This window comes from Pseudomonas sp. N2-3-1-14 (assembly GCF_041228395.1).
Classification (GTDB): domain Bacteria; phylum Pseudomonadota; class Gammaproteobacteria; order Pseudomonadales; family Pseudomonadaceae; genus Aquipseudomonas.
The window spans coordinates 3,068,648-3,090,249 of record NZ_CP166199.1 but is presented as its reverse complement, the minus strand read 5'-3'; the positions used below and the strand labels follow the sequence as shown (position 1 = coordinate 3,090,249).

At 61.8% G+C, this 21,602-nt stretch carries 16 protein-coding genes and 2 pseudogenes; 9 read left to right on the top strand and 9 right to left on the bottom strand.

Features of this window, described 5'->3' with window-relative positions; translation table 11 throughout:
- Positions 1–13: 13 nt before the first annotated feature.
- Positions 14–1,006 (bottom strand): ribose ABC transporter permease, encoded by a 993-nt coding sequence (locus AB5I78_RS14165; protein WP_242196827.1) that lies wholly within the window; start codon positions 1,004–1,006, stop codon positions 14–16.
- Positions 999–2,531, bottom strand: coding sequence for a sugar ABC transporter ATP-binding protein (locus AB5I78_RS14160; protein ID WP_242196830.1), 1,533 nt, complete (start codon positions 2,529–2,531; stop codon positions 999–1,001). The genes AB5I78_RS14165 and AB5I78_RS14160 overlap by 8 nt, the downstream gene beginning before the upstream one ends.
- Positions 2,532–3,500: 969 nt before the next feature.
- Here AB5I78_RS14160 and AB5I78_RS14155 point away from each other — a divergent pair.
- The 4 genes and pseudogenes from AB5I78_RS14155 to AB5I78_RS14140 form a co-directional block, all read left to right on the top strand.
- Positions 3,501–4,850, top strand: a complete 1,350-nt coding sequence (locus tag AB5I78_RS14155; protein ID WP_369302204.1) for a sensor histidine kinase — start codon at positions 3,501–3,503, stop codon at positions 4,848–4,850.
- On the top strand, positions 4,835–5,218 hold the full coding sequence (locus AB5I78_RS14150) for a response regulator (protein ID WP_145160607.1): 384 nt from the start codon (positions 4,835–4,837) through the stop codon (positions 5,216–5,218). Before AB5I78_RS14155 ends, AB5I78_RS14150 begins: the two co-directional genes overlap by 16 nt.
- A gap of 9 nt (positions 5,219–5,227) precedes the next feature.
- Complete coding sequence (locus tag AB5I78_RS14145) at positions 5,228–6,481, top strand: EAL domain-containing protein (RefSeq protein ID WP_369302205.1); 1,254 nt, start codon at positions 5,228–5,230, stop codon at positions 6,479–6,481.
- 202 nt (positions 6,482–6,683) lie between these two features.
- Positions 6,684–6,878 (top strand): annotated as a pseudogene (locus AB5I78_RS14140) (haloacid dehalogenase type II); the annotation flags it as partial.
- Between the two features lie 199 nt (positions 6,879–7,077).
- Here AB5I78_RS14140 and AB5I78_RS14135 read toward each other — a convergent pair.
- Positions 7,078–7,308, bottom strand: a pseudogene (locus AB5I78_RS14135) (succinylglutamate desuccinylase); the annotation flags it as partial.
- A 179-nt stretch (positions 7,309–7,487) separates the two neighbouring features.
- Between AB5I78_RS14135 and AB5I78_RS14130 the strand changes: the two are divergent.
- Both AB5I78_RS14130 and AB5I78_RS14125 read left to right on the top strand, forming a co-directional pair.
- Complete coding sequence (locus AB5I78_RS14130; RefSeq protein ID WP_369302206.1) at positions 7,488–12,512, top strand: glycosyltransferase; 5,025 nt, start codon at positions 7,488–7,490, stop codon at positions 12,510–12,512.
- 72 nt (positions 12,513–12,584) lie between these two features.
- Positions 12,585–13,952, top strand: a complete 1,368-nt coding sequence (locus AB5I78_RS14125) for a sodium:proton antiporter (protein WP_145160601.1) — start codon at positions 12,585–12,587, stop codon at positions 13,950–13,952.
- Here AB5I78_RS14125 and AB5I78_RS14120 read toward each other — a convergent pair.
- The 3 genes from AB5I78_RS14120 to AB5I78_RS14110 all read right to left on the bottom strand — a co-directional run bounded on the left by AB5I78_RS14120 (position 13,943) and on the right by AB5I78_RS14110 (position 14,940).
- Complete coding sequence (locus AB5I78_RS14120) at positions 13,943–14,077, bottom strand: hypothetical protein (RefSeq protein WP_256676416.1); 135 nt, start codon at positions 14,075–14,077, stop codon at positions 13,943–13,945. The genes AB5I78_RS14125 and AB5I78_RS14120 overlap by 10 nt on opposite strands.
- An 11-nt stretch (positions 14,078–14,088) precedes the next feature.
- A complete protein-coding gene (locus tag AB5I78_RS14115; protein ID WP_145160599.1) occupies positions 14,089–14,301 on the bottom strand; it encodes a hypothetical protein in 213 nt (70 codons plus the stop codon).
- A 93-nt stretch (positions 14,302–14,394) separates the two neighbouring features.
- Positions 14,395–14,940: a hypothetical protein gene (locus tag AB5I78_RS14110; protein WP_145160597.1), complete on the bottom strand. Its 546-nt coding sequence runs from the start codon at positions 14,938–14,940 to the stop codon at positions 14,395–14,397.
- Positions 14,941–15,391: 451 nt separating this feature from the next.
- Here AB5I78_RS14110 and AB5I78_RS14105 point away from each other — a divergent pair, with 451 nt between their 5' ends.
- From AB5I78_RS14105 to AB5I78_RS14095, 3 genes are all read left to right on the top strand, one after another.
- Positions 15,392–16,801, top strand: a complete 1,410-nt coding sequence (locus tag AB5I78_RS14105) for a circularly permuted type 2 ATP-grasp protein (RefSeq protein WP_242196845.1) — start codon at positions 15,392–15,394, stop codon at positions 16,799–16,801.
- A 2-nt stretch (positions 16,802–16,803) separates the two neighbouring features.
- Positions 16,804–17,754 carry an alpha-E domain-containing protein gene (locus AB5I78_RS14100; protein WP_242196846.1) on the top strand — a complete coding sequence of 317 codons (951 nt, stop codon included), beginning with the start codon at positions 16,804–16,806 and terminating at the stop codon, positions 17,752–17,754.
- Between the two features lie 104 nt (positions 17,755–17,858).
- Positions 17,859–18,287, top strand: a complete 429-nt coding sequence (locus AB5I78_RS14095) for a nuclear transport factor 2 family protein (protein ID WP_369302207.1) — start codon at positions 17,859–17,861, stop codon at positions 18,285–18,287.
- Positions 18,288–18,394: 107 nt separating this feature from the next.
- Here AB5I78_RS14095 and msrA read toward each other — a convergent pair whose 3' ends face one another.
- The 3 genes from msrA to msrB form a co-directional block, all read right to left on the bottom strand.
- Entirely contained in the window at positions 18,395–19,090 is a 696-nt protein-coding gene (gene msrA / locus AB5I78_RS14090; protein ID WP_369302208.1) for a peptide-methionine (S)-S-oxide reductase MsrA, read from the bottom strand.
- A gap of 85 nt (positions 19,091–19,175) precedes the next feature.
- Positions 19,176–20,936 carry a cytochrome c biogenesis protein DipZ gene (locus AB5I78_RS14085; RefSeq protein WP_369302209.1) on the bottom strand — a complete coding sequence of 587 codons (1,761 nt, stop codon included), beginning with the start codon at positions 20,934–20,936 and terminating at the stop codon, positions 19,176–19,178.
- A gap of 35 nt (positions 20,937–20,971) precedes the next feature.
- Entirely contained in the window at positions 20,972–21,472 is a 501-nt protein-coding gene (gene msrB / locus AB5I78_RS14080; protein ID WP_369302210.1) for a peptide-methionine (R)-S-oxide reductase MsrB, read from the bottom strand.
- Positions 21,473–21,602: the final 130 nt, after the last annotated feature.

Here is a 21,602-nt window from a genome sequence, read left to right as displayed (position 1 = left end):
TGTTGGAGTGAAATCAGGTCCGTGCGCCGGACTGGCGATAGCGATCCAGCGCCACCGCGCCGATGATCACAATGCCCTTGATGATGTACTGCCAGATATCCGACACACCCAGCAGCACCAGGCCGTTGGTGAGCACCGCGATAATCAGCGCCCCGATCAGCGTGCCGCCGATGGTGCCGACGCCGCCGGTAAAACTGGTGCCGCCGAGAATCACCGCAGCAATCGCGTCCAGCTCATAGGATTGCCCCAGTTGCAGGCCATTGGCGGCGAACAGGCGCGAGGCGCTCATCACCGCGCCCAGCCCGGCCAGTGCACCGGACATGGCGTAGACGAACAGCAGCACTTTCCACACCTTGATCCCCGACAAGCGCGCCGCTTCCGGGTTGCCGCCGACGGAGTAGATCTGCACGCCCATGACCGTGCGGCGCAGGATGAACCACGACAGCGCCACCACAGCGACGGCAATGATCACCAGCCACGGCACGCCCAGCACCGAGTCATTGCCGATAAACGCAAACGGCAGGTCGGGGTTGAACACGGTTTTGTCATCTGCCAGCAACCGCGCCAGGCCGCGCATGGCGGTCAGTGCGCCGAGGGTGACGATAAACGGCGGCAGGCGCATGAAGGCGATCAGCCCGCCGTTGACCAGGCCCAGCAACAGACCGAAACCGATGCCGGCAGCAATCCCGAACATGCCGAACTGTGGCGACATTGAGGCCTGCAACGCGACCACGGCGGACGCCGCGAGAATGGCGCCGACGGACAAGTCGATGCCCGCCGTCAGAATCACAAAGGTCATGCCCGCCGCCAGCACCACATTCACCGAAGCCTGCTGGGTGATGATCGACAGGTTTTGCACGGTGAGGAAGTTTTCACTGGCCAGGGCAAACCCGACCAGCAGCAATATCAGCACCGGCAGCATGCCGACCGTGCGCATCAGCTCGCGAACGCGTTCCGCTTTACCGACGGGCGCAAGGGCAAGTGTGTGGTTGTTTGAATCAGCCATGGGCAGCCACCTGATCGCCACCGGTGGCGAGGTCAATAATACGTTCCTGAGAAATGACGTGGCCGGATGCCCCGCCGACTTCGGCCACCAACTGGCCTTCGCGCATGATCAACACGCGGTCGCACGTGCCGATGATTTCCGGCAACTCACTGGAGATCACCACAATGCCAACACCGGCCAGCGCAAGCTGATTGATGATGCGGTAGATCTCGGACTTGGAGCCGATGTCCACGCCCCGTGTCGGTTCGTCGAGGATCAGCACATGCGGCTTGACCTCCAGCAGCCGCGCCAGCAGCACTTTCTGCTGATTGCCGCCGCTCAAGGCGCCGACATTGACCTTGCCCGACGCCACGCGAATCGACAGCGACTTTATCGCGTCATTTGAACGCTGGGCAGCATGGCCGCGATCCAGCACGCCACCGGCATGCGCGTCCGGCACACAGGCGCAGACGTTGATGTTGTCGGCCACGCTCATGTCGAGGAACAGGCCCTGGGCCTTGCGGTCCTCGGTGAGGTACACCACGCCGGCGCGGATCGCGTCAGCCGGGTTACGCAGTTGGGTGACGGTCTTGCCCACCACTTCAAGTGTGCCGCTGGTGCGCGGGTCGGCCGCAAAGATCAGCCGCGCCAGCTCCGTGCGCCCTGCCCCAACCAGCCCGGCAATGCCCAATACCTCGCCGGCATGCAGGTCGAAACTGCACTGGCGCACACGCTTGCCATCGGCCATGTCACGCACGCGCATCACCACGTTGCCGGGGTTATAGGCGGCGTGTTCCTTCTTGTAGAACCCGGAAAGATCGCGGCCGACCATCATTTTCACCAGCACTTCGGCCGACAGCGCTTCGCGCGTCAGCTCGCCGATGTACTGGCCGTCGCGCAGCACCGAGACGCGGTCCGACAACTCATAGATCTCGGCCATGCGGTGGCTGATGTAGATAATCGCCAGGCCCTGGCTGCGCAGCTGTTTGATCAAGGCAAACAGGCGGTCGGTCTCACGCGATGACAGCGGCGTGGTCGGCTCGTCCATCACCAGGATCCTGGCGTGGGCATGCAGCGCACGGGCGATTTCCACCAGCTGGCGCTCGGCAATCGACAGGCTGCTCACCGGCGTGGTGGGTTTGAACTCGGCGCCCAGGCGTTGCAGCACCTCGACGCAGCCGGCTTGCATGCCCTTGCGGTCGATGGTCCAGCCGCGCCGCAGTTCGCGGCCCAGGTAGATATTCTCGGCCACGCTCAGGTTGGGGCACAGGCTCAGTTCCTGGTAGATCACGGCGATGCCGAGGGTCTTGGCAGTGGCGGGGTCGAAGGTGGCGACGGGCTGGCCGTCGATGCGGATTTCACCGCCGGGATCGGCCTGGTAGGCGCCGGAGAGGATTTTCATCAGGGTGGATTTGCCGGCGCCGTTCTCCCCCATCAACGCGTGGATTTCACCGGGGTAGACCTTCAGGCCGACATTCTTGAGCACGCGCAAACCGTTGAAGGTTTTGCTGATGCCCTGCATCTCAAGCAAGGGTTCAAGGCTCATGGATGAGCTCCTGGAATTATTATTTTTGTAGTCGAGTGCTGCCGACTCTAGTCCAGTTACATTTCCTTACGCAAGCGCTTGCGCGCGCCGTTTATCGATTGATTAAACGTTTCACCAAGCACACAAGCGCGAAACCCGCACATCGGCAGGTGCATGAAATGAAATTTATACGCCAGCGGAATAAAACCCTGCGCCCGTGCGTTCTGCCAGCAGTCATTGGAAGAAATCAGGATGCGTCATGACCTCCAACGCAGGCGTTGTCGTTTACATCTGGTATTCCCAATGGCGGCTGAACGCGGTCAACTTGTGGGAGCGGGCTTGCCCGCGAAGGCGGTGTGCCAGTGACACATGAGCTGGCTGACCCACCGCATTCGCAGGCAAGCCAGCTCCCACAGAAAAGCAAAGCACTGCGGTACTGGCGGGCTGCACTCGGTCAACTTGTGGGAGCGGGCTCGCCCGCGAAGGCGGTGTGCCAGTGACACATGAGCTGGCTGACCCACCGCATTCGCGGGCAAGCCAGCTCCCACAGAAAGGCAAAGCACTGCGGTACTGGCTGGCTGCACTCGGTCAACTTGTGGGAGCGGGCTTGCTCGCGAATGCGGTGTGCCAGTGTCACATGAGCTGGCTGACCCACCGCCTTCGCGGGCAAGCCCGCTCCCACATTTGGAGCTTTGTGCATCAGATAGACGTGTGTTGCTGTGCTCCGGCATTTCGGGAATTTGCCAAAAGTGACCCGCTGTAAGAGCGCAACCGCCAGCCGCCCTGAGCGCAGCAACGGATATGCCCCCGCCCAACAATCCCTCCAAAACCCGCCAAGTCAAAGCTGCCAAGCATCAAAACGCCTTAATCTCTGCTATCGTCCAAAGACCTCATCTCCTCCTCGTCGCCCTCGTGCGATCTTAGTGAGCATGCTCTGCGCCATCGCGCTGTCAATGATGGCGGGCCTGAAGTTCATGGAACGCCACCGCGATGGATAAAAACCCGACCGAACGACCCCTCGAACCGCAATCGCGGGCCGAAAAAATCGTCGAATTCAAACGCCAGAAAACCCTACTCAAGACCGGCGCCCTGCAAGACGCGATCTTCAACAGCGCGTATTTTTCAAGTATCGCCACCGACGAAAAAGGCGTGATCCAGATCTTCAACGTCGGCGCCGAACGCATGCTCGGCTACGCCGCCGACGACGTGCTGAACCGCATTACCCCCGCCGACATTTCCGACCCCGCCGAACTCATCACCCGCGCCGCCGCCCTCAGCCTGGAGCTCGACACACCGATCACGCCAGGCTTCGAAGCCCTGGTGTTCAAAGCCTCGCGCGGCATCGAAGACATTTACGAGCTGACCTACATCCGCAAGGACGGCAGTCGCCTGTCGGCCATGGTCTCGGTGACGGCCCTGCGCAACCGCCACGACACCATCATCGGCTACTTGCTGATCGGTACCGACAACACCGCGCGCAAGCAGGAAGAAGCCGAGCGCAAAGGCTTCGAACGCGCCTTGGAAGAAAAGAACCTGGAACTGGAACACGCCAACCACATGAAGTCCGAGTTCCTCGCCACCATGTCCCACGAGTTGCGCACGCCGTTGAACGCGGTGATCGGCTTTTCCGAGGCGCTCAAGGATGGCCTGGTCGGCGACATGAGTGAGGTGCAGCGTGAATACATCGGCGATATTTTCACCAGCGGCCAGCACCTGCTGTCACTGATCAACGACATTCTCGACCTGTCCAAGGTCGAGGCCGGGATGATGGACCTGGAGCTTGAGGCCGTGGAGCTCGCCGGCTTGCTGGCCAACAGCCTGTTGATCGTGCGCGAAAAAGCCGCCCTGCAACGCATCCAGTTGAAACTGGAAAGCGACGGCGATTTCGGCACCCTGGAACTGGACCTGCGCAAAACCAAGCAGATCATCTACAACCTGCTGGCCAATGCGGTGAAGTTCAGCGAACACGGCGCCTCCGTGACCCTGGCGGTGCGCGAGGTCAGTCGCGCCCAGGTCGGGCAGATCCCTGGCGACTGGCCGACCCATGGCTTCGCCCTGCAGCCCAGCCCCCACGCGCAGTTCCTCGAACTGAGCGTCAGCGACACCGGCATCGGCATTGCCGAGGACGACATGAGCAAGCTCTTCAAGGCGTTCAGCCAGATCGACAGCAGCCTGGCGCGTAAATTTGAAGGCACGGGTTTGGGGCTGGCGATGGTCAAGCAATTGACCGACCTGCATGGCGGCAGCGTCGCCGTCGCCAGCCGCGTGGGCCTGGGCACCCGCTTTGTGGTGTGGCTGCCACTGCACCGTGCCTCGGAGGCCGCATGGCCGAAATCCTGATCGTCGAAGACAACGAGGCGAACATGCGCCTGGCTCGGCTGTTGCTGGTCAATGCCGGCCACAGCGTGCTGTGGGCGGCGGATGCAGAAACCGGGCTGACGCTGGCGCGTGAAAAACAGCCGGCGCTGATCCTGATGGATATCCAGTTGCCGGGCATGGACGGCCTTGCCGCCACCCGACTGCTCAAGCAAGACCCCGGCACCGCGCACATTCCGGTGATCGCCCTGACCGCCATGGCCATGAAGGAAGACCGCGAAAAGACCCGACTGGCCGGCTGCGACGCCTACATCATCAAGCCGCTGCGCTACAAAGAGCTTTACCAGACCATCGACACCTTGCTGCAACAACATATCAGCCCACTCCTATGAGTCCTCTCCATGGCCAGCCAACCCGCAACGCTATTGATCGTTGATGATGAACCCCAGGTTCGCAAGCTGCTGGAAACCCTGCTGCAGCACGAGGGCTACCAGACCCTGAGTGCCAGCAGCGGTGAAGAAGCCTTGCAGTTGGTGGCGCAGCAACCGCCCGACCTGATCCTGCTGGACATCATGATGCCGGGCATGGACGGCTACGAGGTGGCCAGCCACTTGAAGGGCGACGAAGCCACGGCGAGTATTCCGATCATCATGTTGTCGGCCCTCAGTGAGCCCAGCGCGCGCGTCACCGGGCTGGAAACCGGCGCCGAGGAGTTCATCAGCAAACCGGTGGAGCGTGTCGAGTTGTGGCTGCGGGTGCGCAACCTGCTGCGGCTCAAGGCGCGCGGCGATCATTTGAAAGTCCACAACCTGATGCTCGAGCAGCAACTGCAGCAGCGAACGGGAGAGCCGGCGGGCATGAGCGTGCACGACCTGGCGCGCCAGGATCTGGAAAACGCCCTGCGCCTGGCGGTCGAAACCAATGCATTCAGCGTGCATTACCAACCCAAGGTCGAGCTGGCCGGTGGCCAGATATGCGCACTCGAAGCGCTGCTGCGCTGGGAGCGGCCAGGCTACGGCGCGGTTTCACCGGCGGTATTTGTGCCGATACTCGAGAGCCTGGGCCTGATCGTGCCGGTCGGGCGCTGGGTGATTGATACGGTTTGCCAGCAAATCGCCGTGTGGCAACGCGGTCTGATTGGCGCCGTAGAGGTTTCAGTCAACGTTTCCGGTCATCAATTGATCGAGGGCGACCTGATTGCCGATATCGAACGCACCTTGAGGCAAACCGGGGTGGCGCCGCACTGGCTGGAGGTCGAACTGACCGAAGGCTCATTGATGGAAAACACCCAGCACACCATTGCCAGCCTGCAACGGCTGCGCACGATGGGCGTGAAAATCTCCATCGATGACTTCGGCACCGGTTATTCAAGCCTGGCGTATCTGCGCCGGTTTCCCATCGACACGTTGAAGATCGACATCGCGTTTATTCGCGAGGTCACCACCAACCCGCAAGACGCGGCCATTACCCGCACGATCATTGAACTGGCCCATAGCCTGAGCCTGCAAGTGGTTGCCGAAGGTGTCGAAACCCAGGATCAGCTGGCGTTTCTGAAGGCCGCCGGCTGTGATCAGATTCAAGGGTACTTGTTCAGCCGGCCATTGCCCGCAGCCACGCTGGAACGCCTGCTACTGGAGCGAATGCTGCGGATCTGAAATCTCGTCGCGCAAACACTCGATCAGCCCGCGGTGTGTCGAACTCAATCGCCCCGCGCCACTGACCAGCGAGTTCGAGATCAAATATGGCGGCGACCTTCATATCGACTATTCAACCGTGTGGCAGAGGCTGATTTAATTTCCAACTGACGGCCACGTTTCCTAAGCTGCGAGGGTCACTCACTTTCCGTACAGGTGCCGCATGCCCCTTGAGAACACCCCTCGCCCACTCTGGTTGACCTTTGACTGCTACGGCACGCTGATCCAGTGGGATGAAGGCCTGCGCGCCGCGATCGATAAAATCCTCGACGAAAAAGGTGATCATCAGGTCGACCGGGATACCTTGCTCAGCGCCTACGATCATCACGAACACACGCATATCTGCGCCAGCCCGCACCTGGACCGCGTGCCTGAGCTGTTCAAGTCCGTGGGTTGGTGAGGCCTATCGAAATCACCTGACGCGCTGCGATACAACTGTGGGAGCGGGCTTGCCCGCGAATTCGCAGTGTCATTCACTGAAGAGGTCGGCTGATACGCCCTCTTCGCGGGCAAGCCCGCTCCCACATGGAGGGGCGTGTACGGGCAGCATTTCAGGAGTCCGGCACCAGGTCGGCGTCGGCGGCGAACTGCACCAGGCTCTTTTGCCACTGCGCCAGGTTGCTCGCCGGGCGCTCCATGGCCAGTGAGTGGTCGAAAGCGCGGTTGAAGTTCTGCCCGGTGGCGTCGTGAAAGCGCCCCAGCAGTCGGCCCTGACGAAATTGGCCGATGCCGAACGGATTCGCCTGGGGCACAACAGTAACGGTGCCGCGCAGCCGCCCTTGAGCCTGTAAGGGGTGTCAGCCGTTGATGTAGCCGAACGGACACCCCTGACAACTCAGCACGAAGGTTGAAATGAGGGGTAAAGATTATCGCCGTCAGGCGCCGGAATCGCTGCACGCAATACTGCCACAAGGGGATGCCACGCCACTGTGCCGTGGCGTATTCCCCTGCCCAGGTGACAGACTTTATGACGCGTATTTCCACCCCCCACGCTGCGCACGTGCAGCCAACGCAGGTTCCTGACAGCAACGTTGCACCGCCCAGGCTCACCGCTGAGCCCGGCGCGCCCATTCAGCCAGCCATTGAAGGCACCCGGGCCCACGGTGATCGCGAGCTGGCGGCTCAGTACGGCGCCGCACTGCGCGGCATAACCGGCGTAGCCGCCCGCGATGCTGACCAGAAAATCTGGCCCATTCCCCCGCATTCGACCTTCGGCCAGTGGTGGGCGCAGCTGGCCAACGCCTTGCGATCACCGGATGTGGCCCAGTGGGTCCATGACCAGGGCATAGACAGCCACTCGATCAGCCTGAACCCGACGTCCGGGCAGATTTGCTTCACGCTCAAGCGCCACCTGGATCCCGCGCAGACGCTGCACACGCTGGGGCTCGACGACAGACACTGGGGCGCCATCAGCGGCCCGGTTCTGCAGGCGGCACGTATCATTGCAGCCGGCCAGGCGGATGCGACCTTCACCCTGCCGGGCGTTACAAACGAGCACATCGCGCCCTTGGCACTGGTGGGCAATTTTTATCAAGAACCGCCCCACCTTTCGGGCACGGCCCTAAAGCAGCGTGCCGACGCACTCAGCCGCGAGCGCCGCTTCGCCGGGCTCGACCCTGTGGCCTTTCCCGGCTTGATCGAATCGCGCAGCGAAAGTGCCCTGCAAAGCCAGAAATCCGTAGTCGACGATACGCATGCGCAGCACCAGGCCGCAGCGTCGTTGCGGTACTTGTCAGCGCAGTTGAAAGACGGCACGCGATCAAATGCCGACATCGCCGATGAGTTACAGGCAAACACCCTTCAACTGGGCACCGACAGCACTTACCGCAGCGATCACACACAGGCGTGGGCCGAGGTCAGCCTCAAGCAGTTCCTGGAAGATAACGGCTGGGATGTGCCGACCTGCCGCGAAGACATGGACAACCTTGCCCAAGCGATCACCACGCCACCGCCCTATACCCCCAAGCATGGGAACCTTGGCGGTGCGCTGAGCTGGCCGCACCCCCTGGATCAGCGCAACCAGCGACTGTTGAGTACCGGCCTGTACGCAGGCGGCTTGGGCGACATTGATGTGCGTCCGTTTAACAATGTTCTGGAGTACCTGCTCGACAACAGGCCCCTCACGCCCTCAACGCTGAGCCAGCCGCGACGCTTACTCGACGAGTTGCTCAACACGCCCAGAGGCAAGGCACTGGGCGAGGCCATCCAGGCCGGCTTCGAGGCACGGTCGATCAAGGGCAGTGCCACCGATTGGCTGCTGGCGGCATTGAACGTGGAGCGTGTCAGCGTGACCGATCCGTTTGGCGCTGCGCGGCCAGACACGCCACTGAGCATTGAAGGTTACACGCTGTTCTGCGCCGAAAACGCCGGCAAGTCCGCGTCTACCATCATCAGGGAGTTGGAAGAACACCTGGTGACCACCGGCGGAGCGTCCTCCCCGGCCACCGCCTCAGTGCTGACTCACCTTTTGCTTGCCAGCCGGGCGCCGGCGCTTTTGGTCAAGGACATCCCCGATCAGGTGGCCGTGGGCACCCACAGCTGGGTCAGCTTTGCCACGGCGGTCGCGCGCATCGAGGCAAAAGCGCCAGGGGCAACAGCGGCGATGAGCTATGCGCGCGTCATGCTGGAGGCCAGCGTTGCACCTGTGACCGATGACGAGCGCCGCATTGAATATGCCGCCCAGCATGAAGCGATCAAGGACTGGGCCGTTGGCAATGGCCTGCACTACCCGACCACCGATGCGGCCATGGCCGAAGTGCGTCAGCGATTCAGTGCCCAGGTCAGTGAGTTGAAAGAGGCCGCCGAAACGCAAATCGGCGAGATGCCGACCACAAAAGCCCTGGCGCTGGCGCAACTGAAACTCGCCTTGCCGGCAATGGCCCCGAACCTGTTTGAAGAAAAATGCATCACCTCGCAGCCCGCCAGCCGGCACTTTCCGGGGCCTTACTCGCTGCTGGATCTGTTTATCGACGGCAGAGCCCTGCTCGTCGCTCCCGACTCGTCCGACGATTGGGGCCGGGCCGGTCGCGCTGTGGTCAGCGCGGTGACGTTGGGCAACGTCTCTTTGCCCACCGATGGCGCGCCGGGGGCTTGGGTAGCGTCATCGAATGCGATCAGCATCAACGCCGCTCTGGCAACGCTTAAAGACCTGCCGAGTCCGCAGGATGCGTTTGATCAAGCGTTTGCGTCCTACGCCAACCGCGTAAAAAAGACCACCGCTGCGCACCTCAAGCACTTGATAGCCAGGCTGCCGCTGCAAGACCGGCAAAACCTGGAATTCGGCAAAATAAGCGTGCGCAAGGAAATTGAATACAGCCGAGACGATCGCCGCGTTGCAGAAGGAGTGCTGCTGGTCGAGACCCAGCGCAAGGGCAAGACCATGACCTATGCAGTCGACCGCCTCAAGGGCACGGTGACCCGGCGGCCGGGCCAGACCTACAAAGAGTACCCACCGGCCGGCGGTTGGTATCCGTCACCCGGCAAACGCTACGATGCCGTAAAGCCTGCGGGTGAATACTCATCGGCGCTGCTGGATGAGCGCCAAGGTGCGCACACCGTGCCTGATAGCTTCGCCAGTGACCGAACCCGGTACATCGCCGATGCGCTGATCGAAGACATCAACCTGCCTGCGGTGCACCGCAGCGCCAGAGGCGTGACGACCTTCGACACTGAAGTGCCGACCTATAAGGTGGTTGAGGAAGTAGCGCTGAATCTGATCCCGTTCAGGTCAGCCATCAAGCATTTCATCGACGGCAACGTGAAGGAAGGTATCGTCGATCTGGCCTTCGATATCTTTGGTTTCGCGGTGGGCCTGGGGGCTGCGGCCAAGGGCGCGAAAGGCGCACTGGCCGGCGCTTCGGCCATTTCCAAACTCGGCCAGACGTTCAAGATCATCGGGCGTGCGGCGGTCGGCTCGCTCAACCCCCTGAGCGGAGTGGATGACCTGGCTCGCGGCGTCGCCAATGGCGTACGCAGCTGGACCGGCACCGCCTATAAAGGCCTCAAGCACCTGCGCGGGTCTTACCGCAGTGTCAACCTGCTCGAGTTGGCGAAAAAGCCCGATATCGCGCAAGGCACCTTCAGGGCCTCTCACCGTGCGCAGAGCACCCCAGCGCTGGCGACATTCGATGAGGCAACCCAAAACTGGTACGCCTTTGATCCGCGCACGAAACAGGCGTACGGCAAAGCGCTGGACAACTTTGTCGTCGACAGCTCCAACTCAAACGACGCCAGCAGCCTGCACGCCCTCGGCGGCGATGACCTGGTGAAAATCGCCGAACGGCAACAGGGCCTGGCGGCAAACGGCACGTTCAAGGTCGGGCAACAGACCGTCGAAGGTCATGCCGTGCTGTTCCAAGGTCACTGGCATCAATACGACGCGGTGAAAAAATACCCCTTTGGCCCCCCGCTCAAAGACTTCACGCCCAAGCGCCTGGCGGCCAGTGGCGAGACCCGCACACTGGATGCCAACCTGCGCGGTTATGAAGCCAGACACATAGCCCCCGACGCGCTTTCGACCAAGGGCTTGCAGGGCAACGTGTACGTAGGCCGCAGTAAAAAAGAATATGTAAGGGTCGACGGCACACTCTATGAGTCACGGTTGAAGGCGGGCCAGCGAGTCATCCGGCACCCCAATGGCACGCGGCCAGAGATCGCTATCAGGGACCTCGGCGCGTCCGGCTGGGAACCCACCTCCAGGTCCGTCCGGCTGCTGGGTGGCACCCATGACACACCCACGCCCTGGAAGTTTGGCGACAGCACTTACGTGGTCCCGATGGATGACATCCAAGTCGTCGAACATGCAGCCACGCCGTTCAGGCTCAATCACAAAGGCGCCGAACACAGCGTCATCTTCGACAGCTCGGCCGGCGCGTGGAAAGAGACCACGCTCGCCACCGGTATCGATGACACGCCCGCGAGGTATTTCTGGCGAAGTGCCAAGGGCAAGTGGCAACGGGGAACGCTTGAGGAGTTCAGCAAAGCTAAAAAAGCCGACGCGCATCAGTACACCTTTATTGATGTCTCCCCGCCGTCGGTGCTGAAGGTACCAAACGAGGTGAAACCGCTGCCCAAGGCGCTGCACTATTTTTGGGCCGGCCAGGAAATACCGTCGCACCTGGCCGACAACGTTGCCAGGAACGCCACTCAAGCGCCCGGCTACACCTCCATCCTTCACGTCGATGCCGACAGCCCGGCGGTGTTTCAACGCATAAAAACCACGCTGCAGAGCAAGGCTCCCGGCGTGAAGGTGGTGAACCTGCATGAGGACGAAGTCTTCAAGCAGCTCAGGCGCGGCGAAATGTACGACTACTTTCGGCAGGGACAAGGCAAAAACCTGGCGGCCGCCTCGGACGTTGCGCGTTATCCCATCATGAACAAGCACGGCGGCGTGTATCTGGACACCGATGACGTCATTCAAAAAAACATCGGCACCGACGCATTGCTCGCCGGCCCTGACGATGTTCTGCTCGGCGCGCCGGTCGTGCATAGCCTGACCGACTACACGCCGTTCTATAACACCAGTAACTTCGCGACACGCCCTGGCAACCCGGTCATCGAAGCGATGATCACGCAGATGAACCAACGCTTTAAGGCCAACAAGGCGTACTTCGCGGCCAACCGCCCTACTGCCACGAAAACCGCCGATGGCCGGGTGCACTACACGCCCGAATTCACCGCGTATGAACGCAAGATATTCGAGACCGCTGGCCCGAATCTATTCAATGACATCCTCAAGTCGAACCGGCCCGACCTGTACGACCTGGGTTTGGATGGATTAGCCAAAGAGTCCAAGCTGGTCGACGGCAGCCTCGTCTCGTCCGGGCCTATCGTCGACATTGAAAACGACGTGCTTGGCGTCTACGCCAGCAAAGGGCTTGCGCCACCGGATCACCTGCGTGAGCAGATACAAAAAATCAAACACCACCACTACCCGCTGCGCTACCGGTTCCACATCAGCATCGGCGCCGATCACTCGTGGATCAACACCTGACCCAACAACTTTGAACCAGTACCGGGTCGTGGTCCTCCAACGGCTACAAACCACGGCCACGGTGCACGTTCGATGACTTTTATTCTTTGGTTGGCCGTACTCGGCGCGGTATTGCTGACCCTCGCCCTCACCTCCTCCTACCTGCGCTGGATGCCGGTGACAACCTCGGCAGTCTGCCTGTTGCTGGGCATCGCCATCGGCCCGCTGGGCATGGACCTGCTGCAGATGGACATCAAGGCCTCCGCACGCTGGATGGAGCACTTAACCGAAGTGGCGGTGCTGTTTTCGCTGTTCGTCAGCGGCCTGAAGCTGCGCCTGCCCTTGCGGCATCGCACCTGGCGCATTGCGTTTGGCATGGCTGGCCCGGTGATGTTGCTGACTATCCTGGGCAGCGGCCTCGCGCTGCATTACCTGTTCGACCTTTCCTGGGGCGTTTCGCTGTTGGTCGGTGCCATTCTCGCGCCGACCGACCCGGTACTGGCCGGTCTGGTTCAGGTCAACAATGCGCAGGACTATGACGCGCTGCGTTTTGGCCTGTCGGGCGAGGCCGGCCTGAACGATGGCACGGCGTTTCCGTTTGTGATCTTTGCGCTGTTATTCATGCAGCACGGCGGCTTTGACGGTGACTGGCTGGGCGGTTGGGCGCTGAAAAACCTGCTGTGGGCCGTACCGGCCGGGTTGCTGATCGGCTACTGGATGGGCCGGGGCATTGGCCGCGTGACCTTGTGGATGCGCATCACCAACGAAGACAGCACCTTGTCACCCAACGATTACCTGACGCTGGCGTTGATTGCCCTGGCCTACGTGGCAGCCGAGGCCGTGGGCGGCTACGGCTTTTTGTCGGTGTTCGCCGCCGGGCTCGGCTTGCGCCAGGCAGAGTTCAGGTCCACCGGCAATTCGCAGACGCCCTCCGAGCACTTGGCATTACCGGTGGTGGGCCATCTGGAGGTCGAACCTGCGCGCGCGCTCCAAGGTGATGTCAGTGAACTGCAAGACACGCAGATCGCCGCCGGTGTGATGATGGGCGACATGTTGTCATTCGGCAGCCTGGTGGAGCGCTCGATGGAGGTTTTCCTGGTGACGTTGCTGGGGATCATTCTGGTCAGCCATTGGGACTGGCGCGCGCTGCCGGTGGCGGCGCTGTTGTTTTGCGTGATCCGGCCGGCGAGTGTGCTGGCGGTGCCCTGGGGCAGCCTGATCGACTATCGGCAGCGCGGTTTGATGGGCTGGTTCGGCATCCGCGGGATCGGCAGCATCTACTACCTGTTTTATGCGCTCAACCACGGCTTGATCGGCACCAGCAGTGCGGTGGCGGTGAACCTTACGGTGTCGGTGATCGCCTTGAGCATCGTCGTTCATGGCCTGAGTACCCAGCCGATGCTGGTCTGGTATGAACGACGTGCCAAGGTGAAAGCTCAAAAAATTGCAGCTCAGTCCTGATTTTCGGTATGACCGACATCTGCCGCGTCATCCAGATCGTTCAGCGGCACTTCTGCATCATCCATCAATGAACCCGGGTCTTCGTTGCCCGGGTCATTGAGTTCTTCGTCGTCTGGATCTGACATGACCGTCTCCTCTAACCGCCTTGGGTATCGATATCGGCATCCGTCTCAGGCTTGGCTTCGGGCTCAGGCTTGAAGTCGGGGCTGTAGTCGTTTTCCTTGGCTTTTGGGTCGCTGGCAGGTTTTGGGTCTTTCGGCGCGTCGGCGGCAGTGCCGGGGGCCGGCTCTCCACCATCGATGGCTGGGTCGTTGCGGTTGCTGACTTGCGGATCATTGCTTGTGTTCATGGGGTCACCTCTTCGCAGTTTCGGAAAACACATCCTGCGTAAAGGTAAGGTCCCGCGCAGGACGATGAAGTTCCGACGATTTAAGCAGCGTGCTCAAGACACAGGGTTGTCGATCTGGATGTAGAACGCGTAGACGCCCAGCAATAGCCAGAACACCATGAACAGCCACGGCGCGCGCATGGAGAACAGCAGCGACTTGCGATAGCCCTTGTGCGACGACTCGGTTTCGCAAAACAGCGGCGAATCGTCATAAGCCAAGCCCATTACCGGCTCGCTGCGCAGCAATTCACTTTGTTTGTAGTGCCAGTGGTCGATGATTTCGTACGCGGCGCGGATCCCCGGCCAGGCATTCAGGGAACTGAGCACCCCCAGTGAGGCCAGGAACACCGGCACGATCAAGGTGAAAAACTTGCCCCATTCGGGGTTCAGGTTGCCCATGCCAGAGACAAAGGCGATGACCAGGAACGATTGCGCCGTCAGGTAGGCGTCGGTGCGGTTGGCCAGGATGGAGGTTTCGTACTGGATTTCGCGGCGATAGAAGTCAAGGCGGTCCTTGGGCGAACCAAAAATCTTGGCGTTATGTTCACTGTGATCGTCCAGCGCTGCTTCGGGAGTGTTCGGGGAGATGATTCTGGGCACGACGGTGCTCCACAAGGTTGCGAGTCTCGTTAGAAGAATCGGGGAGCAGTGAAGTTCAAGTTTGTTCATGCACCATTGTGGAACACGCCCTGCACCCTTGTAGTGAGCGGAATTGCCCCGGGTTGGAGTGCGCGGCGTTGCTGCGTTTTTCTGGGGCCGCTGCGCAGCCCGACGCGGGGCAAGCCCGCTCGCCACAACATGCCCCGCTAACACCATCAGCCGGCTCGTCGCAGGATTAAATCGACACAAGGCCCAGTTCCGGCACACGCATTGCTTTATCCATTCATCTGCCCGGATTCAGGAGCATTCGTTACCCCCCGACCCAGAGCCGACCCCATAAGAAAGTAAGGACCAGGCCTGTTGGCACGATCAGCCACGGGCTCATAAAAAAATGCGTTTTTTAAAGCGGCAGTGCCACCCAAGCATCCCTGGGCACTGACAAGGTACTGGAATGGCTCGATCTTTCTTTGATGAAATGAATGACGCACAGGGCGTGTGCCGTGCGCATTATCAGGATTTCTCCCGCTGGCTGGCCAACACGCCGCCGGAACTGCTGGCGCAAAGGCGCCGCGAAGCCGATTTGCTGTTCCACCGCGCCGGCATCACCTTCACCCTCTACGGCGACGAGCAGGACACCGAGCGCCTGATCCCCTTCGACATCATTCCGCGCAGCATCCCCGCCACTGAATGGAGCGTGATCGAACGCGGCTGTATCCAGCGGGTCAATGCGCTGAACATGTTCCTGGCCGACATCTATCACGACCAACGCATCATCAAAGCCGGGATCATTCCCGCCGAGCAGGTGCTGGGCAACGAGGGTTATCAGAAGGCGATGGTCGGGCTGGACCTGCACCGCGACATCTATTCGCATATTTCCGGGGTTGACCTGGTGCGCGACGGCGACGGCACCTATTACGTGCTCGAAGACAACCTGCGCACCCCCAGCGGCGTGAGCTACATGCTCGAAGACCGCAAGATGATGATGCGCCTGTTCCCGGAAGTGTTCGCCAAGCAGCGCATCGCGCCGGTGGACCACTACCCCAACCTGCTGCTCAAGACCCTGAAAAGCTCCAGCCGCCTCGACAACCCCAATGTGGTGGTGCTGACCCCGGGCCGCTTCAACAGCGCCTTTTTCGAACACGCCTTCCTCGCCCGAGAAATGGGCGTGGAACTGGTCGAAGGCGCCGACCTGTTCGTGCACGACCTCAAGGTGTTCATGCGCACCACCGACGGGCCCAAGCCGGTGGATGTGATTTACCGGCGTATCGACGACGCCTTCCTCGACCCCAAGGCCTTCAACCCCGATTCGATGCTCGGCGTGCCGGGGCTGGTCGCCGCCTATTGCGCCGGCAATGTGGTGCTGGCCAATGCGATTGGCACCGGCGTGGCCGATGACAAGTCTGTTTACCCGTACGTGCCGGAGATGATCCGCTTTTATCTGGATGAAGAGCCGATCCTGCAAAACGTGCCAACCTTCCAGTGCCGCAAGCCGGATGAGCTGTCCCACGTGCTCGCCCACTTGCCGGAACTGGTGGTCAAGGAAACCCAGGGCTCGGGCGGCTACGGCATGCTGGTCGGCCCGGCCTCCACCGCCGCCGAAATCGAGGATTTCCGCCAACGCATCAAGGCACGTCCCCACGCCTACATCGCCCAACCGACCCTGAGCCTGTCCACCTGCCCCACCTTCGTCGAAAACGGCATTGCGCCGCGGCATATCGACCTGCGCCCGTTCGTGCTCTCGGGCAAGGAAACCCGCCTGGTGCCCGGCGGCCTGACCCGCGTGGCATTGAAGGAAGGCTCGTTGATCGTCAACTCGTCGCAAGGCGGCGGAACCAAGGACACCTGGGTGGTGGAGGGCTGAGTATGTTGAGTAGAACCGCCGCAGATCTGTACTGGATGTCGCGTTACCTGGAGCGTGCCGAGAACCTGGCGCGCATGCTCGAAGTCAGTTACTCGCTGTCGCTGATGCCCCAGGCCGGGCGCAGCGATGGGCTGGACGAACTGGCGATGGCGTTGCTCAGCAGCGGCACCCTGGAAAGTTACCTGGAGCGTCACACACAACTGGACGCGACGCTCATGCTGCACTTCTTCGCCCTCGACGAAGAAAACCCCGCGAGCATCTACAACTGCCTGCGTGCCGCCCGGGGCAACGCCCACGCGGTACGCGGGCGCATTACCGCCGACATGTGGGAAAACCTCAACGCCACCTGGCTGGAAATGCGCAGCATCGCCGCCGGTGGCCTGGCGCGGCACGGCATCAGCCACTTCTGTGACTGGGTCAAGCAGCGTTCGCACCTGTTCCGCGGCGCGACGTCCGGCACCATCATGCGCAATGACGCGTACCGATTTATTCGCCTGGGCACCTTCGTCGAGCGCGCGGACAACACCTTGCGCTTGCTGGACGCGCGCTATGAAATGTTTGGCGAGGAGTCGGAAGAAGTCAGCGACTTGTCGGCGCGCGGCTACTACCAGTGGAGCGCCCTGCTGCGGGCGTTGTCGTCGTTTGAGGCCTACACCGAGCTGTACCCGAATGCGTTGAATGCGCGCTCGGTGTCGGAGTTGCTGCTGCTGCGCAGTGATGTGCCGCGTTCGCTGCACGCGTGTATCGAGGAGTTGAGCCATATCCTCGCGGACTTGCCCGGCAGTTATGGGCGCACCGCGCAGCGCCTGGCGGCCGAGTTCGAGGCGCGCCTGCGCTATACCGGGATCGACGAGATTCTGGAGGACGGCTTACACAGCCGCCTGACAGACTTTATCGACACGGTGCGCGAGTTGGCACGGGCGATTCATAGCTCGTACCTGGAAGTGGTGTGAGTTGCAGTCACTTAACTGTCAGTTCGGGTGATTGACCCTGCTCAGGTGCCGCTCTTATGTTGGGCAGGTGAAAGGCCTTCCCCTCCCAAGAACAGGTACCGCGCATGTCCGAACTGACACTGACCCCCGCCGCCGCGGCGACGTTGCAACGCTGGCACGCGATGCTGGCCGGGCGCGATCTGCAATCGCTGCCCGAGCTGCTGGCGCCTGATGCCGTCTTCCGCTCCCCGATGGCCCACACGCCCTACCCTGGCGCGCCCGTGGTGTCGATGATTCTGAACACCGTGATCACGGTGTTTGAAGACTTTAAATACCACCGTGAACTGGCCACGGCCGACGGGCTCAGTGTGGTGCTGGAGTTCAGCGCGCGGGTGGGCGACAAGCAACTCAAGGGAATTGACCTGATTCGTTTTAATGAGTTGGGGCAAATCGTTGAGTTTGAAGTGATGGTGCGGCCGCTGAGCGGGTTGCAGGCGTTGGGTGAGGAGATGGGGCGGCGGTTGGCGCCTTATCTGGCAAACGCCAAGGGTTAAAACTGTGGGAGCGGGCCTGCCCGCGATAGCGGTGGTTCAGTTGCATGGGTGGTGACTGAGCGGACGCCATCGCGGGCAAGCCCGCTCCCACATGGGTTTTGTGTTGGTTATTGGTTTTTTACCAGTACGGGTTCTGCGCGGTATTGGTCCGGGAACAGCTTTTTCAGCTGCGCCACTTTCGGCAGGTCGTTGATCACGATGTAGGGGTACGACGGGTTCTCGGTGAGGAAGTCCTGGTGATAGGACTCGGCCGGGTAAAACGCCTTGCCCATCTCCACTTTGGTCACGATCGGCTTGTCGAAGGCCTTGGCGGCGTCGAGCTGTGCGATGTAGGCCTGGGCGACTTTTTGCTGCTCGGCATTCTGCGCGAAAATCTCCGAGCGGTACTGGGTGCCACTGTCCGGGCCCTGGCGGTTGAGTTCGGTGGGGTTGTGGGCCACCGAGAAGTAGATCTGCAGCAGCTTGCCGTAGCTGACCTTGCTCGGATCGTAGGTCACCGACACCGACTCGGCGTGGCCGGTGTCGCCCTCGCTGACCGACTCGTACTGAGCGGTGTTGGCGGCGCCGCCGTCATAGCCGGACACGGCATTTTTCACGCCTTGTACATGCTGGAACACGCCTTGCTCGCCCCAGAAGCAGCCACCGGCGAACACGGCGGTTTGCAGGTTGCCGGACTCGGCCGGCAGGTCGAGCGTGGGCGGCGCGATCATCACCGCGTCATCGGCGGCGCCGAAAGAAAAGGCCGAGCTTTGGCCGACGAAGGTGGCGAAGGCCAGTGCGGGTAAAATTTTGAGAAGCCTCATAAAACTCACTCCAGAGCGCGGTCGAGTGTGGGAGCTGGCTTGCCTGCTCCCACATTGATTGGGTTTTCACTTGAAGATTGATGGGTCAGCCGAAGGTGAAGGCATATGCCGCCACGTGCGGGTCGAGAAATTCGATGCTGAAGGTGCGGTCCTGAACGGCGCCGGGCTGGCGTACTAGCTGATAAAGGCGTTGCTCGGTCACCGTGCCGCTGCCATCGAGCGCCACATCCGTGCCGTGGGCATCGCCCGGCGCTTGGCCGTCAATCGTCACCTTGAAACGCACCGGCTTGCCATCGGCACCCGGGCCCAGCACCAGGTGCAGGTCACGGGCATGGAAGCGGTAGACGATGCGCCCGCCAGCCTGGTCGAGGGTGGCTTGCTGGCCGCCGACATTCCATGGGCCTTCCAGGGTCCAGTTGTTCAGCGCCAGGGTGCCGGCTGCCGGGTAATTCACCACTGTGTCGGTGCCCAAGGTGCCGGTGGTCACGAAGTTTTCCGCCCGCTGGAAGCCCAGGTAGGTTTCCGGCGATTGCACCTCGTTCATGTCCGGCGCTTGCTGCACGCCCTTGGCGTCGGCTTCGATCAAGCCACCGGCGACATTGGTCGCGCCGGCCTCACGCAGCAATTGCTGAATGACGCGTTCGGACTCGGCGTAATCGCCTTCGCCAAAGTGGTGATAGCGAATCTGGCCCTTGGCATCGGCAAAGTAGTGCGCCGGCCAGTACTGGTTGTTGAAGGCGCGCCAGATTTTATAGTTGTTGTCGATCGCCACCGGGTAGGTGATGCCCAGATCCTTCATGGCCTTGGCGACGTTGCTCACGTCGCGTTCAAAGGCGAATTCCGGGGCGTGCACGCCAATCACCACCAGGCCCTGGTCGTGGTATTTCGCAGCCCAGGCTTTGACGTAGGGCAAGCTGCGCAGGCAGTTGATGCAGGAGTAAGTCCAGAAATCCACCAGCACCACTTTGCCTTTGAGCGCTTCGGCGCTCAGTGGCGGGCTGTTGAGCCATTGCACCGCGCCGTCCAGCGCCGGCAACGCGCCTTCGATGGGCAGCGAATCGCTGTGGTTGGCCGCCGCCATCATGGCTCCGCCAGCCATCATCGCGCCGCTCTTCTGTTCGGGCTTGGCGCTGAGCGTGTCCACCAGGCGTTGTTCCAGGCCGCCGGTGGAGGCTGTCGACAAACGCGACAGCACGCCGGTGTCCAGGCCCAGCGCGATGGCGGCCACCCCGGCCAACATCAGCGCGCCCAGACCGCGGCGCAACCATTCGCCGGCGCCGAGTGACTTTTTCATCAAGCCAAAGACTTTACCGCCGACCAGCAGCGCCAGCGCCAGTGACGTCGCAGCACCGGCGGCGTAGGCCAGCAACAGCAAGGTAGTGCCGATGCTGGCGCCCTGCAGCGCCGCGCCGGTCAGTACCAACCCGAGGATGGGCCCGGCGCAGGGTGCCCAGAGCAAACCGGTGGCCACGCCGATCAGGAACGAGGCGCCCGGACGCGGTTTGGTGTCGGCCCCAGCGGCTTCGGACAGGCGACTGCCGGCGGCTACCAGTGGCCGCGTCAGGCGTTCCGACAGTTGCGGCAGCAACAGCGTGAGTCCGAACAGGGCAACGCACAGCAACGCGAGCCAGCGCCCGTATTGATTGACTTGCACCACCCAGCCGCCGCCCACTGCCGCCAGCGAGGCCACCAGGGCGAACGTCACCGCCATCCCCGCTAACAGCGGCAAGCCACTGCGCATAAACGGCTGCCCGGTGCGAGCGAAGACAAAAGGCAGAACAGGCAGGATGCACGGACTGACAATGGTCAGCACGCCGCCCAGATACGCGAGAACCAGAAGCCACATGGGTTCGTCCCTTATAAGTATTGATAATCATCGGCTTAAGCCGCCGTGAACGTCATGGCCGCGCCATTCATGCAATAGCGCAGGCCGGTGGGTGCAGGGCCATCGTCGAATACGTGCCCTTGGTGGCCACCGCAGCGGCGGCAGTGAATTTCCTTGCGCACCACGCCGAAGGAGGTGTCGACGTGGCTGGCGACCGCGTTGTCCAGTGGCTGCCAGAAGCTTGGCCAGCCGGTGTGGCTGTCGAATTTGGTGGCCGAGGAGAACAGCGGCAGCGCGCAGCCGGCGCAGGCGAAAGTGCCCGTGCGGTGCTCGTCGTTGAGCGGGCTGGTGTAAGGCCGTTCGGTGCCCTCCTCGCGCAGAATGTCGAATTGCTCGGCGCTGAGCAGGCTGCGCCACTGAGCCTCGGTGTGGTTGACCTCGAAGGTTTCGGCGGCTTCGGCGTCGGTGACCAGGTTGAGCTGTTTGAGCAGGCCGCCGGCCAGGACGGCGACACCCAGGCCGCCGCTGGCGAGGAGTATTTGTCGGCGTGAATACATGGGATTTTCCTCATTGATGGCTGGCGCTGATCGTGTGGCTGCAGGGTTGGTGTGGCGAGCGGGCTTGCGCCGCGTTGGCGTGCGTAGCGCTCCCGGTTTTTTGGGGGCCGCTGCGTAGCCCGACGCGGGG